Genomic DNA, 18,290 nt, shown 5'->3' with positions numbered 1-18,290 from the left:
GTGTAAAAACAGCGGCAGCCATGTTGTTGGTCTAATATAAAAAATCTTAAAGGAGATAATAATATGAAGATATCAACAATAAAAGCAAACAAGCATAAGTATACCCATTCGTGTATCGCCTGTGAAATCCGAACATATCATACTCAGCAGGCATACGAACTCCGAAAAACGCTTCGATAACTGAATTATGGATATTAATATTTCTAAAGCTTATAAAAAAGCATTGGCTTGCATGATAATAACAGCTTTTACATTTGCAGATCATGTACCGCTTCTTACAACTGGTGCAGATAATGAAAAAGCCGTAGTTATCAATGAGATCTGCACGAAAAATACCACTGCCGCTGCACCTGACGGCAATTTCTATGACTTTGTGGAGCTTTATAACCCCACCGATAAAGCTGTCTCTTTGAGCGGATATTCACTCTCCGATGATGTGGATACGCCTGATAAATACGTTTTCCCTGAGAATGCTGTAATTGCGGCAGGCGGTTTTTATGTAGTGTACTGCGATGTGAAAGATGATACCGCAATAGAAGGAACGAAGTTCGGACTTTCAAAAAACGGCGACACCCTGCTGCTTTCAGATGCAAATGGCAATAAGATCGAATATATCGAGATACCTGCACTTGCGGATAATACCTCATATGGCAGGCTTCCTGACGGAAGTGACAGCTTCGGAGTGATGAAGGAGCTTTCTCCCGATAGTTCAAATCCTGAAAGTGGCTTTATGATAAGTGTTCCCACGCCGAGTTTTTCACAGGGGAGCGGCTTCTATGACACTGATTTCAAGCTTTCTCTTTCTGTGCCCGAAGGATATAACATTTATTATACACTTGACGGCAGTGATCCGACAGTAAATTCAAAGCGTTATGAGTCTCCCATATCTGTATATGACAAGTCATCGGAAGAGAATGTGTATTCCGCAATAACCGACGTAAATTTCAGTGATTATACTGCTCCCGAAAAGCCTGTGGACAAGGCAATGATAGTCAGAGCAATCGCGGAAGATACTAAGGGTAATATAAGTCCGATAGTTTCAAATACATATTTCATAGGGTATCCCGAAAATGATTACACAAGAAATATGCGCGTTATATCTCTCGTGACCGATCCCGACAATCTTTTTGATTACGAAAAAGGAATATATGTAAATGGAAAAGGAGCCGATTCTGAATCCGGTCTTTCAAATTATATAATGAGCGGAAAAGAATGGGAGCGTCCTGCAAATATAACTGTATTTGAGAACGGCAAGGCTTCGTACAGTGCGAATATCGGTATACGTATACGCGGAGGCACGTCGCGTGAGTCAGCGCAAAAGAGCTTCACTTTAAATGCGCGAAGTGAATACGGTCCACGAAAAATGGATCATGACTTCTTTAACGGTAAGCTGAAAAATGTCAAAGGAAAAGTTATTGATTCATTTGACAGCATATCGCTCCGAAACGGAGGCAATGATACAAAAACCAAACTTCATGATCGTCTCAATCAGGAATTGGCAGCAGACAGGAACTTCGGAACACTGATGCAGACAGAATGTGTTTTATTCATTGACGGTGAATTCTGGGGACTTTATAATATTACAGAAAAAATTGACGAGGAATTCATCGCCGACCATTACAAGGTCAAAAGCAATGATGTAATATGTGTCAAAAGTGATACACCGCATGATACCGAGATAATGGATATTTACCAACAGATCAGCGATATTGAATACAATACTGACAGCGGTGATATCTACGATAACTTCGCCGAGATCATAGACATGAAAGGCTTTATGAACTATATGGCTGTGGAATTGATCATAGGCAATGTGGACTCGGGATTCAATAATACTGCTTTCTGGAAAACAAGAACTGTTGACAGTACTAATCCCTATGCTGACGGTAAGCTGCGCCTTGTATTGTATGATACTGAATCAGGTCAGGGAATTTACGGCGGTTCTGCCGAAGCGGATAACCTCTTCGAGACAAAGACCTTGTCGGGAGGCTGGAACTACGATATTCTTTTTGATATGCTCAACAAAAGCGAGAAAGCACGTACCGAGTTCATGCGAATATATTTCGATCTTTGCAATGAAAACTACAGAGCTGACAACGTTCTGCGAAGGCTCGAAGAACTGTATTCAGTGTATAAAGCTCCAATGGCAGATACCTTTGACCGCTTCTCATATGAATGTTATACAAGCGAAGGTGAACTTGATGCCGATGCGGAAGGAAAGTTTGAATTCGAGACCAATAGACTGCGTGATTACTGGAAGGTACGTGCCAAATATGCCAAATCTCAGCTTATCGAGTACCTTGGCGACAAGGTAAGCAGTGAAACATATCAGGTAACTCTGGACAATAATGCCGATCAGGGCTGTATACAGTTCAATACGCTTACTCTTGACTGTGCTGAAAGCAAATGGCAGGGTGATTATTCGCAGGGCTTGCCCATAACGCTTAAAGCTGTTCCGAAGTCGGGATATAAGTTCCTGCGCTGGGATATAAGCGGTGCTGATTTTACATCTGGAAGCGCGGCAAGTGCTGAGGCTGTTCTTGAACCTGTCGACAGCAATGTTGTCATAAAGGCGGTATACGCTCCTGATACTCAGATCACGGAATTGCTCTGGGGCGATGCCAACTGCGACGGTGAAGTCGATCTTTCCGACGCTGTACTGATAATGCAGTCGATCGCTAATCCTAATAAGTATGACGTGAGCGGAACAGCGGCAAGTGCTATAACCGAAAAAGGCAAGATACAGGCAGATGTTGATACAACAGTCAAGGGACTTACAGGAAATGACGCATTGAAAATACAGAAATATCTGCTCAGGATAATAAACAGTCTCGAGCCGACCGAATAATTCTTATTTAAAAGTCTGCTACGTGCTACACAGGAGGTCCAATATGAAAAAGAAGAGCTTTAAACGGTTTATATCAGCAATTACAAGTTTTGCGTTTGTATTCTCGCTTTTCCATTGTTTCCCCTATCTTATCTTAAAAACAGATTCAATATTGACCTCAGCTGCAGCAAGTGAGTCTGTCACGGAAAATCCCTTTAACTGCCAGGACGATGAGGAAGTGCCATATGACCGCAGAAGCTGGGTACAGCCCAGAGAATGGAATTCGCCGAAAATCGATCCAAAGGATTATAAAGGCGGTATAATGCTTTATTTCGACAAGATCGGACTTGAGCCCGAATACGCAAAGGGTACTGTCCAGCGTGTATATTTCAGCATAACAGGTGCAACTGAACCTGTCAGCCGCATCAAGCTCCACTTCTTTTATGATACCCGTCTGACTGTAAAGGAGAACTCCAATGGCGAGGTAATAACCGCAGGAAAGGCAGTGCAGGACTTCACAACTGGCTCTGCAATGGTGGAAGAAGGACAGCTTGTATTCTATGCATATTCAGATGAGAACAAGCTGACTAAAGGCAGTTTATTCACCATTGATTTTATCGTTCCCGAAACTGCCGAACAAGGCGAGCTCTATCCATTTGGCATTTCATATACAAATGACGGAATAGCCGCTGATACCTTTATTAATACGGAGCAGGATGACGCTGGCAGACTACAGATGACCTACGTATTCACAAAAGGTATCTACAACGGCTATATCAAGGTCATAGGAGAGAAAAAAATCAAGATCAAATATGATCTTGGTGATGTAAACAACGACGGACTCATCAATGCAATAGACGCCTCATCAGTCCTTGCGTATTATGCACTTACGTCTACAAATAAGAACCCAGGATATACTAATGAGCAAAAGCTTGCTGCTGATGTAAACTATGACGGCGCAATAAATGCGATCGATGCATCGAATATACTCGCTTATTATGCGTATGCTTCAACCACAGAAGAAGATGTATTACCCTTGGAAGAATATATAAAAAGTCAATAAACGCCAAAGCACCGACCATATGGTCGGTGCTTGTGATCATTAACTTAAAGGCTGAGTTCTCCTAAGAGATATTTCTGTATCTGAAGTGCGTCATTTACAGTGAGTCCGTCACCGTCTACATCTCCATTTTTAACGCCTGCTGCGGTGATATGCTCGGCAGCTGTTCCCTCTGTACCGTACTTGTTTGGGTTGGATAATGCCTGCATGATAAGTACTACGTCGGACATATCTGTATTGCCGTCGCAATTTGCATCGCCGTTGCCCTTGACCTTTGCAGCCGCAGCGGACTCCTTAACAAGGCGCATCATACCGCCGTTGCCGATGTGGAGCTCGTCAGGTCTTTCTGACAGATAAGTAGCTGAAAATTTCTGTTCAGAACCGTTATAAAATCTGAGTGTAGTTAATACTGTGCCGCCTATAGTTTCATCGCCAAGGTAAACCTTGCCTGTTTCTGCAACGCCGTCATTTTTTGTGAACTTATATGTGCCGTCTGCATTTATTTCCATGCTGCCTGCATCTTTTGCAGAAACATCAACAGTGCTGTTGCCGTTTGATTCCTGATACTTCCAGCTTCCTACGAAATCAGACATTTTTGCTTCAGCTGCTTCCTTGCGAATTATACGTGAGAAGTGGTTGTTTCCGTGATAGATGATGTCGGGATCATCGCTGTGATAATATCCGCCGAACATTCTCTCCTGACCTTCATACAGGCTTATGCACTGGAAAGGTGTACCGCCGATAGTTTCAACGCTGAATTTAACTGTTCCTGATGTTTTCTTTCCGTTATTGTCTGTAAAAGTGTATGTTCCGTCTTTATTTATATCGAAAGTTCCGTAATCTGTAGGGCTTATACTTACATAAAGATCTGTATCTGATGCCTGATATTTCCACTGACCTGCGAGATGCTCGATGTCTGTTGTTGCAGGTGAAGCTTCCGATACTACGGAAGTCTGAGCAGCGTCTGCTGCATAAGCAGTGCTAACGGGAACTGATGTAAACATAATGCCAAGGGCAGCCATAATAGTAACAATATTTTTCATTTTAATTTTCCTCCGAATTCTTTTCATAAAATCTTTAAGATCGACCTTTCATAAACAACATTCGGAACACCAATATCAAATGTTACAGCTTTTCAAAAATTTTTTTGAATTTTTTTGGAGTCCGGAAAAGCCGCTTTTCTTCCTATATATAAAGGATATGATTTCAGCGCGAAGCTCAGGACTGCATAAGTATTAATGTGTCAGCAATAGCTGATACCTCCTTAATTCACAGACTTATCACAAAACAGTTTTGAAATTCCACATTACTCCCCAGATATTCCACTCAGGCTCCATTTAACTTACAAACTGCTCCTGTATAATACAGACATAGAAACAAAAACCACACCCGATGTATTAAAAAGGAGAGTTATTATGAAAAAGATATATATGTATTCATTTATTGCAGCAATGTTCGCAGCAGCAGTAACAGGCTGCGGAAGCAATAACAACGCAGACATAAGCGTTTCATCTGATAGCAAGACAAAAACAGCTATTGTATCAGAGGAAAAAGATACAGCCGCTGCACAGCCGCTTTCAAACATTGAAGAAGTAACTTATACTGAGCGTGAGCTTGAGCAGACTGCCGATACAAGCGAAGCAAAAAACATAAGTGTTTCTGACGATACGACCATTGACATCACAGAAGAGGGCGTATACACTATAAGCGGAACTGCCGAGAACTGCACTGTAAGAGTAGAAGCTAATGAAAACGCAAAGGTACAGCTCGTTCTTGACGGAGTCAGCATTACAAACGATGATCTCCCTGCAATATATATAGTTTCAGCTGATAAGGTATTCATTACAACTACAGACAGTGAGAACACACTTACAGTCAGCGGTCAGTTCACATCTGACGGCGACACAAATACAGATGCTGTTATATACTCAAAGGACGATCTTGTTCTCAACGGAACAGGTACACTGAATGTTACTTCATATTACGGCAACGGTATCACTTCAAAGGCCGATATGAAGATAACAGGCGGTACTTACAATGTTAAGTCTGCTCTTGACGCTTTTGAAGCAAACGACTCTATCTCGGTAAGCGACGGTACATTTGATATCTCAACAAACAAGGACGGCTTCCACTGTGAGAATGACGAGACCGAGGGTACTATCACAATATCAGGCGGTACATTCAATATCAACGGCAAGAGCGATGGTATTCAGGCTTGCGCACTGCTCCAGATAGACGGCGGTACATTCGATATCACAGCTTCTGAGGGACTCGAAGCTACATACGTACTCATCAATGACGGCGATATAAATATATATGCGACTGATGACGGCATAAACGCTTCCGCAAATACAAATGCATACGAAACTGCTATCGAGATAAACGGCGGCTACATCACTGTTGAGGTCGGTCAGGGCGATACAGACGCTATCGACGCGAACGGCTCTATCTACGTAAACGGCGGTACAATAAACGTTACAGCTCAGATGTCATCGTTCGACTATGACAAAACAGCCGAATTCAACGGCGGTACTATAATCATCAACGGTGAAGAAGTGTCCGAGATACCTCAGAGCATGATGGGCGGCGGTATGCACGGCGGAATGGGCGGTGACATGGGCGGCAATATGAACGGCTTCGGCGGTGGCAGAGGCGGCAGATTCTGAAAACCATCACAAAATACAGACTGAAGCAGTATTGCCCAAAAGCATTTGCAAACTGCAAGACAACATGATGAAATATGTTATGGCGGCAGGCATAACATCTAAGCAAAAATGCTCCTGCGTTATTTACAAAGGAGCATTTTTCGTGTATAATATTAACAATAATACTGCGGAGGTGTGCTATGCCTAAGATACTTATTGCCGATGATGAGCCTAATATAGTTACGCTCATAAGCCGCTACGCTCAGCGCGAGGGCTACGATATCGTGACTGTTTCTGACGGAAGGCAGGCTATCGATGCCTGTCATAATGAAGATTTCGACCTTATTGTAATGGACGTAATGATGCCTGATACCGACGGTTTTACCGCCTGCAAGAAGATAAAGGAATTCAAGGATATCCCCGTTATCATGCTTTCTGCAAGAGGTACTGAGTTCGATAAGCTTTTCGGCTTTGAGGTAGGTGTTGACGATTACGTTACAAAACCTTTCTCGCCTATGGAGCTCATGGCGCGTATCAAGGTAATTCTGAGCCATAAGAAAAAGCCTGAAATAAAAGAAGAAGCACGTATCATAAGTGTTGGCGGCATTGTAATAGATACATTGGGTATGACTGTTGAAGTTGACGGCGAAAAGGCTGATCTTACTGCAAAGGAGTATTCTCTTCTTCTGCTTCTTGTCAGGAACAAGGGCGTTGTGCTCTCCCGTGACAGGATACTGAATGAGGTATGGGGATATGACAGCTTCGGCGTTGACAGGACTGTTGACTGGCAGATAAAGCTGCTGCGAAGCAAATTAGGTCAGTACCGTGACTGTATCAAGACCATGCGAGGGGTGGGATATAAATTTGAGATCTAAAGCAAGGACTTTCCAGCGCAAACTGCTGGGCTACTTTATATTCTTCACTGCTGTTATCTTCGCTGTCCTGTGGCTTTTGCAGACCGTATTCTTGCAGCGTTTCTACAATAGCATGGTCATAAGCAATACCGTCAGGGCTGCCGATAAAATAGCTTCTCAGAGCAATTCCGGCGATATAACCGAATATATAGACGAGCTTTCACGTAATAACTCGGTACTTGTTTTCGTTACGGATACTTATGGGAATATACTTTATTCCTCAGACGAATACAAGAAGATCCACAGAAATCGAGACATTGAGTTCAATGGTATGAAAGCAGATCTTAAAGATGAGCGCGGACATTACAGGGAGCTTCCTGAAAACTACGGCGAGTTTCTGGATAAGCTCCTCTCATCTGACAGCAATGAAGCCGAATTGCAGACCGATGATCTGTATGTTTACGGAAGATATATAGATTTCTGCGGCAATGATGGAAAAGCTGTGCTTTATATCGGTACGACACTTAACGCAGTGGGTTCAACGGCAAGGATAATCCGTGTACAGCTTTTGTGGGTGACTCTTTTATCTGTCGTCATCGGCTTTGTGCTTGCGTGGTTCATGTCAAGGAGCTTTTCGCGCCCTGTTGCTCAGCTCACAGAAAAAGCTCATAAGCTTGGCGACAAAGACAGTGATATTCCTTTCCGTGAGGGCTTCTGTTCTGAGCTTGACGAGCTGAACGATACTCTTGACAATACTGCGGATAAACTGAAAAGGTCGCAGGAATTCCAGAACGAACTTCTTGCAAATGTCTCACATGATCTGCGTACTCCCCTCACGATGATAAAGGGTTATGCGGAAATGATAAGAGATATCTCCCGTGAGGACGAAAAACAGTGTGCGGAAGATGTTGCGGTCATCGTTGAGGAGACCGACAGGCTTACGGCTCTCGTTAATGAGATACTTGAGTATTCCGAATTGCAGATGACCGATACAGAACTTGCAATGACAGAGGTTGACCTTAGCGAGGTCGTGAATTCAGTCACCGACAGCTTTGAAAATCTTCATTCTAAGGACGGATATGTCTTTGAACGGAATATCGCTGAGAATATACATATCCGCGGTAATGTTTCACGCCTGCAAAGAGCTGTATACAACCTTATGGACAATGCCGTCCGTCACGCAGGTGAGGATAAGTGGATTGGTGTAACACTGAAATCCGAGAATAATAATGCGGTTATTGAAATAGCCGATCACGGCGAGGGGATTGCTCCCGAAGAGCTTGAACGTATATGGGATAAATACTACACAAAGCGTCAGCGTCAGGGCAAGGGCGTTTCAGGACTCGGTCTGGCTATCGTAAAGCAGACAGTTACTCTCCATAACGGCAAGTGTGAAGCCAGATCCGAACAGGGAAAAGGAAGCTTATTCAGGATATCACTGCCTCTTAACAAGTAGGCTGTCACTGCAATTCATGGACGTTACGCGCAGACACTATGACAGTAATAATAATATCATTTGTTCGCTCGGGCATTGCCCGAGCTTTTGTTTTACCGATAAATTTTCATGCTGGAATATCCGCTATATATCAGGATAATTTGCGCATCAAAAAAATTTGAAGAAAAAATTTTTCTCAAATACGTAACATTTCATCTTTTTGCTACGATTGTATTATATGTACGATCGATCTTATACACAATTATCCACTTTATAACAACTAACTATTGCAGAATAAATTTGAAGGAGAATATTAAGTATGAAAATGAAGAAAACTATCGCACTTCTGTCAGGTCTTGTAATGACACTTCCATACACACCATGTGCTGCTTTTGCTGCTGATGAGAATACGGAAAACGAAGTATCCGATACTGCCGAGATAACGGAAGAAGCAAATGAGGATACAGAAGTTCAGCACCTGTACCCTTCCCCGACTTCGATACAGGCTGATATCGCTGTATCAACAGAGACAGAAAAAGATGATTATGAACTTCCGTCGAAATTCGACCTGCGTACAAAAGGACTTGTCTCATCTGTAAAAAATCAGGGCGGTTACGGTACCTGCTGGGCACACGCTATGCTCGGCTCTCTCGAAACAGACAGAATGGCAGAAGATCCGCATATAGATCTTTCGGAACGCTATCTCGGTACATATATGGTATCGGAAGAATACGGCGACGGTTCCATCGAATTCGGCAGCGGAGCAAATGCAGGAGATGCTCTTGGTCTGCTAACAAACTGGATAGGCGCAGTTTCCGAAGCTGCTGCGCCATACGATGAGGAATACACATCTGACCTTTCCAGAAAGGAATTGCAGCAGCAGTCAGTGCTTCATGTGACAGATGCTCATTGCATTGATTTTTACGATCATACGACCTATGAAAGGATAACCGACTCTGATCTGTTCTACGCAAACCTCAATACAGCAAAACGTGCGGTATGTGAAGGTCATGCGATATACCTTTCAATGCGTTTTTCCGAGGACGAGTCATATAACTATTTCAACTCCGCAATATATAACGAATCAAGCTGCGGTTCTGACCATGCTGTTATAATCGTTGGCTATGACGACGATTATCCTGCCGACAACTTCAATACTTCCCCCGGAAAGAACGGTGCATGGCTGGTAAAAAACAGCTGGGGCGTTGACAGGGGCGATAACGGCTTTTACTGGGTATCCTACTATGATAACTCTATTGATGAGATGCAGTTCTTTGAAGAAGAAAGAGCCGAGATGCACGATCATCTGTATTCATACGATGACTGCGGTGTCAGCGGTCAGTTCGGTATATCCGAGGACGGCGATACCTGTACATATATCTCAAATGAGTATACAGCAGAAGAAAACGGCTTCATAACAGATGTTATGCTGAACTGCTGTGTGCCTGATGATGAATACGAAATAACTGTTTATACAGGCGTTACCGATGCTGATGTGCCTACATCGGGCGAGGCTCATACTGCCACAACAGGCACACTTGATCACATAGGTTATCAGACAATAACCCTTGCCGAACCTGTTCATATCGGCGAAGGTGAAACATTTGCCGTTGTTGCAAAGATTAACGGTACTCAGGGATATCATATAGCCTGTGAATTCTCATACAATAACCATGGAGAGCCTTTATATAATTCCGATTTTAACAATAACCTCACTAATTCATCTATGCTTGTAAATGAAGAGAGGATAATGAAAACATTCGGCGATAATCAAAGCTTTTTCAGTTCAGACGGACAGAACTGGACCGATCTGTATGAAAGCTATGACTATGATTCCGAATACCTCACAGGCAATCTTTGTCTCAGAGCTATGACCTGCGACGAGGGTGCTGTGCATTTCTCAACATACAGCGATGCACTTGCCCCAGGAACTGAGATATCACTCAGCTGTGCTGACGGCAAGGATATTTATTATTCTGTGGACAACGGAGATTATCAGCTCTATACTGCTCCTGTTAGCTTTCAGAAGGATATGACTATCTCTGCATATGCAGAGGGCAATGAGGACAATGTTTTCTCAAAGCACTATTCCGAAAAACACGCTGAGATAATCAATATGCTCGCTATCTCTGGGTTAGATAAATTCTATGTGGATATCGACAATGGAGCAGATATAATCATACCTGTTGGAGCAGACGAGCTCACTCTGCTCCCTACTATGACAGGTACACTTACTGACGGCGAAAATGTTACAGGTTCTTATGAAGAGCGTACATATAAGTGCGGAGCTTATCCGTTCTCAATAAAGCTTACTGCACAGCAGGAAGGTCTTAAAACGACTGAATATACATTCAACGTAAAAAGAGAATGTGCAGACTCATTCACAAACGGTACATGGGTGCTCAGAAATGCAGCCGCATGGTATTATTTCAATGAGGACGGCAGGACAGGCTATTGTATCGACAGAATAACAGGCGAAAGAACCGACTTCTCTTACACAATGGCAGATAACGAGCTCACTGTTGCAAGTGAAGGTTCTGTCCGCAAGGGCATGGTAGCTTCAAACAATAATACCGCATCTATAATCTGGGACAACAAAGAAACAGATACATTAGACTTATGGTATGAAGGCGAAGAAAATGTACCTTTTTACTCAAATCCCCAGCTTTGCGAATTCGCCAAAAAATACGTGACAAAAGTAACAGGAAAAGCCCCCATATCTGTTGAAGCTTCATACGAGCGATATGAAGTTATCATTAATGTGAAGCTCGAAAACGGAAAAGAAATAAACTATCATTCATATAACGGAGGACTGCTCTGTATTGATGATAACAATAATCTGATCGACCTTGAAAACGTTCCGCAGGATACAGGTGTAACTTCTTTCAGACAGGGTATATGGAGCGTTTCCAATCAGGCAGGCTTTTTGTACTACATCTATTTTGATGCCAACGGAAAGGACTGCACTATCATTGATCCGTATTCAGATACAAAGCACCCTGCACAGTTCAGCCTTGTAAACGATCAGTTACAGATCACTTATGACTATGGCTATACTGAAAAGAAAATCGTTACTATCTGGGAGGACAAGGCAGTTACTAAGGATATCCACAACATGACGACCGAGCTTGAATACATCTCCGACGCAGCTCCCGAGACCTTTAACTACCTTAGCAACGACAAGATAATGCAGCTTGTTTCCGATTATTACGAAGCAATGACCTGCAAGCGTAATAAATACATAGATATGGAGATCACAGACGGCAGATACGTTATCCTTCATTACGTTGACAAACCGTACTATCTCGATCAGATGTCTGTAATACCTTTCTATCGCATTGATCGCCTGACAGGTGAATGTACTGACGAAAACGGCGAGAAAATCGACCTGTATAACCCTGTTATGGCAGAGTCGGAACACTTCGCAAAAGGCCTCTGGAGATGTGACGACCTGAGCGGTACGGGCTCTGACGGTTATTTCTGGTTCAGCGGAAACGATGAAACAGCTGTATACTATGATGCTCAGTTCGGAACAGACTTAGAGTTCAGCTGCCGTTTTATTGACGGCTATGGTATTGCATATTTCAATAGCGGAAAAATATTCTTCCGTACTCAGGAAGCAGAAGACGGCATAATACTTACATGGACAGATGATGCAGATGACGGTCATACTTTAAAGCTGACTTATATCCAAAACACAGAAAGGAACAGTGTGAAATTCTATTCATACGAACAGCTTGAAGAAATGGCTTTGAATGATTTCATCAGTAAAAACGGCGAGGGCAATTACAGAGCATTTGCCGGATCAGATTTTAAAGGAAATGTCTGCGTCTCTATCCGCGATGAAAATGAAGGAGTATTCGTTGAAACATACACTGTCGACCCTATGGACGGCACAGGTCACAACGAGAACGGTGAATATGTAGACTTGGTACATACAAAAACTACTTCTGTATGCGATGTGATACTCAATTTGTTTATCAACAGCCTCAGATACTGGCTCGATATCATCAGCAGCTTATTCTAAGCTGATAAAATAGGTGGGTTCACAAAAAAAGGACGGCAATTGCCGTCCTTTTTTATTAAAAGTAAGTTGCTTTTTTCATCCGGTAAGATGCATATTCAAAGGTGTAAGTTGCATTGACACACAGTCAAAAAACGTGATATCATAAATATGAAAAGCAGCCTGTATCGCTACAGACTGCTTTAAGGTATTTATCTGACTATGTTATCCTGCTTTATCAGCCGCGGTCGAGCCTGCTAAGGAGAGTAGATGCACTCATGGAATAATACTGAGTACCTACAGATGTAGGTGTGGCATCTGAATAGAAGCATACTGTGGTAGAATTCTGAAGGTATATTCTCAGATCATCGCAATGTCCTAAGATATCTCTGCCGCCGCAGCGGAAGAATGCTTCAAACTTTGTGCTGCCTGAACCGTTTAACCAGTCACGATCGCCGATACCTGAATTCTTGCCTGTGTAGATATAAACAGTATTACCTACTCGCTTATATGCATTGAACTTGTTATTAAGGAAGTTTTCACGGGTAACTCCTTTAAGCTGTCTTTCAATGTGCGGGCAGCCGATAACTCCCTCAAATTTATCACAGTATCCAAGATAATCGCTGCATGGAACAGCTATGGTCTGTTTTGAAATACCGCCTACCTTGATATAATCCTTTACAGCTGAGGACTGATCTCCGTTACAGGTAAGCTTTACGTTCTTCAGGAACTCAAATGTGCGTGAGCCTGATGTAGAACCCGATGTTCCCATATAGACAGTCGGATCAGGAGTAGGATCACTGATATGGAATGTTATCTTTGTACGGAATCCGTTTCCGTTGGGCTTCTCCTCAAGAACAGGCTCATCAAATGTTGTATAGCGGTCTGAGCTTGAAAGCCTCATTCCTGCAACATAATAATTATCAAGGTAAATATTGCCTGTATAACCGCCGTTTGTTACACTGTAATAAGTGATATCCTCCGGGTGGTCAATATAGAAGTTATTCAGGATATTCTGTAAATATGGACCTTCAAGCATTCTAAGTCCGTAATCACAAGCCTTTTCGTTAACTTTAATGCTTGGACGCCTGCGGTGGCTATCGGTCTTTGAAACATCTGAATACTCCATTACCAATGCGTAGTAATTTCCTGCTTTGGTCTTTACAGAAAGATTATCCACATAGGGACGGGCATTATTGATCTTTGAAGTTGTCGCAACTTCAAGAGGCAGAAGTGCAAACATATCACAGTTGCCGTATTCATTACATCTTGTGTCAGTAGTTGCATAGTAAGTGTACTTGCCTTTAGCTTCAAGAATTACCTTTGAAAGCACAGGAATGTCTTTCTGAAGTGACTCATATTGCCATTGCTGACCTCTTCCTGCTGAGAAGTCATAGTTTATCAGCGGATTGCTGAATGACTTGCCTGTATCCACAAGATAAGCAGATGCTGTCATATTTGCAGGGATAGCGAGAATTGTTGCAGCAGATATAGCTGCGATAGCTTTTGCCAGTTTTTTCATAGTGTTTTTCCTCCATTTGTATTGATATAGTTTTTTCGTTTGTCAGGAAACTTTTTGTTCCCTGTCTGTGATCATAGTTTATCATACCGCGCCGAATAACTCAATATTTTCGGGATAAGACGTTGATTTCCGCGACAAAAAGCAGATTTCTGCGACGAAATGTACAAAATCAAAACTAAGCTGCCAGCCATTTGACAAGCTGACAATATATGCAGTTCGTCACTCAAAATGTACACTTCGTCATAAATTACTGCTTCTTATACATTATATATTTATCTTTCTACTACAAAAACACAAAGGAGGGCGTTTTTATGCCAGCAGACAAATCAATAGCTGTAATATTTTCAGACTTTAAAAACGATCATAATGACGGTTTTATCCTCGGGATACAAAACCAAGCCAACGCTTACGGATACCGCACATTTACGTTCTCTATGCCTCAGACAAGTGAACTGTATACCCACAATGAGGAATGGATATACAGCCTTATCGACTATGACAGATACGACGGTGTTATTTTTGTAGAGCACACTTTTTCAACTCATAAGAACCTGATACCGCCTATTGAAAGATCACTGCGCGAAAACTGCCGATGTCCTGTAGTCGTTATAGGTCAGTCAAATCTGCTGCCAAATGTCATCGGTCTGGAAAATCAGAAAAACTTTGAAAAAGTAGTTGAGCATCTCATTACAGAACACGACTGCAAGTCTGTATACTGTCTCGGCGGCGAAAAGAGTATCGCCGATGAACGTATCGACGGATTTGTTGAAGTTATGAACAGATACGGACTGCCCTGCGGCGAGGAAAATCTCCTCTACGGCGGCTACTGGATATCGGGGGCGGAAGCTCTTGCAAAGGATATCGCATACGGCACTGTAGAAAAGCCTGATGCTATCGTCTGTCTCAACGATGAGATAGCATACGCACTGATAAAGCAGCTCTTCTTCGTGGGACTCCGCGTTCCCGAGGATATACTCGTTACGGGATTTGACGATTCGCCGTATGCTTCAAACTCTGCCGTATCTATAACTACTCTTACAGCCGATACTCATTTCTGCGGTCAGCGAGCTGTGGCACTGCTCCATTCCCTTATAACAGGTGAGGAAGCAGAACAGCTCAAACCCAAGAAGCACTGTGTCATTACAGGTGAGAGCTGCGGCTGCGGCAGAAAAAGCAAGCTGAATGTCCGCGCAAAGTTTGACGAGCTGCATAAACAGGAGAAAGCTGATATGGAGTTCAGAAACAGCTGCTTCGAGGAAAAGCTGTACAAAGTCCGCTCGCAGGAGGAGCTTTCGCACTTCATCAAAAACCACAAGTACCTTATCCGCAATCAGATAAGCGTCAGCGTAAATCTTACAGAACAGGACGATGAAAATGCAAAATGTATCTATCTGAAGGACTATCTTATAAACGGTGAAACGGCTATGTTCCGCGCTGTGGACATATATCCGGATATGTTCTCATTCGGAGCTATACAGAATGTCCACGTAATGCCGCTGACTTTTGATAAACGTGTCTACGGCTTCATGACCATCGGCTACGCCGAGCCTAACGTTTATACGCTTCACGCTAAACAATTCGCAAACAGGATAGCCATTGGCGTTGAAATGCTCCGTGTACGTCAGCAGTGTACAGACTACGCTCAGAATACACAGACCGACACGAAAACGGATATTATCCGCAACGACATTGATGCCAAGAAACTGGCTGCTGCGGTAATGGTAGTGAATAAAGGCTCGATAACTAAAGTACCGCTGGAAAATATACTGTACTTTGAAACAGGCGAAAAGAAGGTGTTTGCAGCTCTTAAAAGCGGAAAATACGAAATTAAGCAGCGTTTGTTCGAGCTTGAGGAGATGCTCTCGGAAAAGGATTTCTTCCGTATCTCCCGTTCCACACTTATAAATATGAAACGTACAGTCGGATACAAAAACGGCTTCAACCGTACTCTTCTTGCCGTTCTTTCCACCAAAGAGGAGCTCCATGTATCGAGAATGTACGGCGAGAGCTTCAAGAAAAGGCTTGCGGAATCATGACTTTTATCCGTTATTCTCAATATGTAAGTTGCGTTTTTTAGGGGGTAAGTTGCATTGACAGCTGCTTTTGATATGTGTTATCATATATATGGTTTGAAATAAGCTGTGTGAATGATTGAATTTTGCCATTTTTTATGATAAAATCATATCAACGATACAGCAAAGGAGCTTGCTTATGAATGAAAAGATCAATATCACATGGTACGGTACAGCTTCCGTAAGAATTACTGCGGGCAGCTCACAGCTCCTGATAGATCCGTTTTTTCCGTTTCCCGACAGCAGGATAAAGTTAGCTGCAAATGCCTATGACGATTGCAGCCATATCCTTATTTCACACGGACACTTTGACCATATCAGCAGTATCAGGGATATCGTAAAAAAAGATACCGTTGTGTACTGCACCAAAGCACCGTACCATACCCTTTGCAAAAAGGGCGTAAAAAAAAGAAATCTTAAACTTATAACAGCAGGCTCTTCCTTTAGCGTGGGTGATTTTCACATTACTGCATACAAAGGGAAACATATCAGGTTAAATGCGTGGGATATTCTGAAAGCTGTATGCAGCAGGCGCGTCATATATAACCTGAAAGGCATTACGGGAAAGCTGAAAAAGATAACCTCCTGCCTTGAAAAAAAGGAGACGCTGTGCTATGTTGTGGAAGTTTACGGCAAGCGTATCCTTATACTCGGCAGCCTTGCTCTTGCAGATGATATAGATTACCCGAAAGGTGTCGATCTCGCATTTTTCCCGTATCAGGGCGCAAAGAATATATGTGAGCTTGCATCGAATATCTGCGGCAAGCTTGCTCCGAAAGTCGTTCTGCTGACACATTTTGACGACACTTTCCCACCGTTCAGTTCTGAAATTGATACATCAGATTTTGAGGAGCACATGAAAAAACGTGCGAAAGTCTATAAGCTGCCGCACGGAGGCTCACTGGAGATCTGACGGATATTTTGCAATACTGTCCCAACACTATAAATACTAATAAAGCGGAGGCCGATCATGAGAATTATAATCGAATCCCCTCAGCCGGACGAAGAAGACGTTGTTATTGTAAGGTGCGCGTCACCCGATCAGCGTCTTATTTCCATGCTGCTTTCTTTCAAGACTGTCAATACAGAACTCACAGGATATCTGAATGACAAGATAGCACGTCTGAACTATCAGGACGTGTACTATTTTGAATCCAATGAGAACCGAGTTTTTGCATATTGCCGTTCAGATGTCTACGAGGTAAAATATAAGCTTTATGAGCTTGAGGAACTTTTCAAGCCGCTGGATTTCGTGCGCTGTTCAAAGTCCATGATAGTAAATATGGAAAAGATAGAATTTCTTTCTCCCCTTTTCAGCGGAAAGCTTGAAGCACATCTGAAAAACGGTGAGAAAGTCCTTATCTCAAGGCAATATGTACATAGTCTGAAGGCAAAGCTCGGTATTGAGGAGGTTGAATGATGATAAAGGAATTTTTTATCTCATTATTACATTATTTTGTGGACATAACTACAGCTGTTATAATAGCTGCGGCTGTATATCTGACATTTTCGGGACAGCAAATGGAAAACGTCATACTCTGGCAGATACTTTTCAGCGGTTTTATCACAGCTCTGCCAACAGCCATACTTCTTTGCTTTGATCCCAAAAGTGTCAAGGTCTCGGTGGTACTGTGGGTCATTCATTTCCTGCTGATATTCTTCATTACAGTGATGCTGCTGAAAATGTTCGGTTGGTGCAGGATAACTCCACTGTCTGTATTCCTGACTTTTATCGCAGTTGTGTTTATATACTTCTTTACCTGCTGCGTTCACTATCTTGTTGCAAGAAAACATACGGCGTGGATGAATCAGCAGCTTAAAAACCGTTATTCAAAGGAAGAACAGGACAAAAAAGAAAACGCATGATATTTA

At 42.6% G+C, this 18,290-nt stretch carries 12 protein-coding genes; 10 read left to right on the top strand and 2 right to left on the bottom strand.

The genetic code is table 11. From position 1 onward, the window contains the following. The first annotated feature begins 187 nt into the window (after nt 1–187). On the top strand, nt 188–2,848 hold the full coding sequence (locus BLW60_RS10965) for a CotH kinase family protein (RefSeq protein WP_081348219.1): 2,661 nt from the start codon (nt 188–190) through the stop codon (nt 2,846–2,848). Nucleotides 2,849–2,891: 43 nt separating this feature from the next. Next, the gene (locus tag BLW60_RS10960) at nt 2,892–3,890 is read left to right on the top strand and encodes a dockerin type I domain-containing protein (protein WP_074717295.1); all 999 of its coding nucleotides are present in this window, start codon (nt 2,892–2,894) and stop codon (nt 3,888–3,890) included. 44 nt (nt 3,891–3,934) lie between these two features. On the opposite strand, the gene BLW60_RS17350 is transcribed toward BLW60_RS10960, so the two are convergent. Beyond that, on the bottom strand, nt 3,935–4,930 hold the full coding sequence (locus tag BLW60_RS17350; RefSeq protein ID WP_074717293.1) for a dockerin type I repeat-containing protein: 996 nt from the start codon (nt 4,928–4,930) through the stop codon (nt 3,935–3,937). A gap of 372 nt (nt 4,931–5,302) precedes the next feature. On the opposite strand from BLW60_RS17350, the gene BLW60_RS10950 reads away from it, so the two are divergent. From BLW60_RS10950 to BLW60_RS10935, 4 genes are all read left to right on the top strand, one after another. Beyond that, nucleotides 5,303–6,553, top strand: a complete 1,251-nt coding sequence (locus tag BLW60_RS10950) for a carbohydrate-binding domain-containing protein (RefSeq protein WP_074717291.1) — start codon at nt 5,303–5,305, stop codon at nt 6,551–6,553. A 179-nt stretch (nt 6,554–6,732) separates the two neighbouring features. After that, on the top strand, nt 6,733–7,407 hold the full coding sequence (locus BLW60_RS10945) for a response regulator transcription factor (protein ID WP_074717289.1): 675 nt from the start codon (nt 6,733–6,735) through the stop codon (nt 7,405–7,407). Next, nucleotides 7,397–8,842 carry a sensor histidine kinase gene (locus BLW60_RS10940; RefSeq protein WP_074717287.1) on the top strand — a complete coding sequence of 482 codons (1,446 nt, stop codon included), beginning with the start codon at nt 7,397–7,399 and terminating at the stop codon, nt 8,840–8,842. Before BLW60_RS10945 ends, BLW60_RS10940 begins: the two co-directional genes overlap by 11 nt. A 298-nt stretch (nt 8,843–9,140) precedes the next feature. Further along, complete coding sequence (locus BLW60_RS10935) at nt 9,141–12,848, top strand: lectin like domain-containing protein (RefSeq protein ID WP_074717285.1); 3,708 nt, start codon at nt 9,141–9,143, stop codon at nt 12,846–12,848. 214 nt (nt 12,849–13,062) lie between these two features. Here BLW60_RS10935 and BLW60_RS10930 read toward each other — a convergent pair whose 3' ends face one another. Continuing rightward, nucleotides 13,063–14,346: a hypothetical protein gene (locus BLW60_RS10930; protein WP_074717283.1), complete on the bottom strand. Its 1,284-nt coding sequence runs from the start codon at nt 14,344–14,346 to the stop codon at nt 13,063–13,065. A gap of 311 nt (nt 14,347–14,657) precedes the next feature. Between BLW60_RS10930 and BLW60_RS10925 the strand changes: the two genes are divergently transcribed. The 4 genes from BLW60_RS10925 (at nt 14,658) to BLW60_RS10910 (ending at nt 18,284) form a co-directional block, all read left to right on the top strand. Then, nucleotides 14,658–16,382, top strand: coding sequence for a substrate-binding domain-containing protein (locus BLW60_RS10925; protein ID WP_074717281.1), 1,725 nt, complete (start codon nt 14,658–14,660; stop codon nt 16,380–16,382). Nucleotides 16,383–16,557: 175 nt separating this feature from the next. Further along, nucleotides 16,558–17,331, top strand: a complete 774-nt coding sequence (locus BLW60_RS10920; RefSeq protein ID WP_074717279.1) for an MBL fold metallo-hydrolase — start codon at nt 16,558–16,560, stop codon at nt 17,329–17,331. A 57-nt stretch (nt 17,332–17,388) separates the two neighbouring features. Further along, the gene (locus BLW60_RS10915) at nt 17,389–17,838 is read left to right on the top strand and encodes a LytTR family DNA-binding domain-containing protein (RefSeq protein ID WP_074717277.1); all 450 of its coding nucleotides are present in this window, start codon (nt 17,389–17,391) and stop codon (nt 17,836–17,838) included. Further along, on the top strand, nt 17,838–18,284 hold the full coding sequence (locus tag BLW60_RS10910) for a DUF3021 family protein (protein WP_074717275.1): 447 nt from the start codon (nt 17,838–17,840) through the stop codon (nt 18,282–18,284). Before BLW60_RS10915 ends, BLW60_RS10910 begins: the two co-directional genes overlap by 1 nt. Nucleotides 18,285–18,290: the final 6 nt, after the last annotated feature.

The sequence above is a fragment of the Ruminococcus flavefaciens genome (assembly GCF_900108555.1).
Classification (GTDB): Bacteria; Bacillota; Clostridia; order Oscillospirales; family Ruminococcaceae; genus Ruminococcus; species Ruminococcus flavefaciens_P.
Note: the sequence above shows the minus strand (reverse complement) of the source record. Positions and strands in the feature narration are given on the sequence as shown.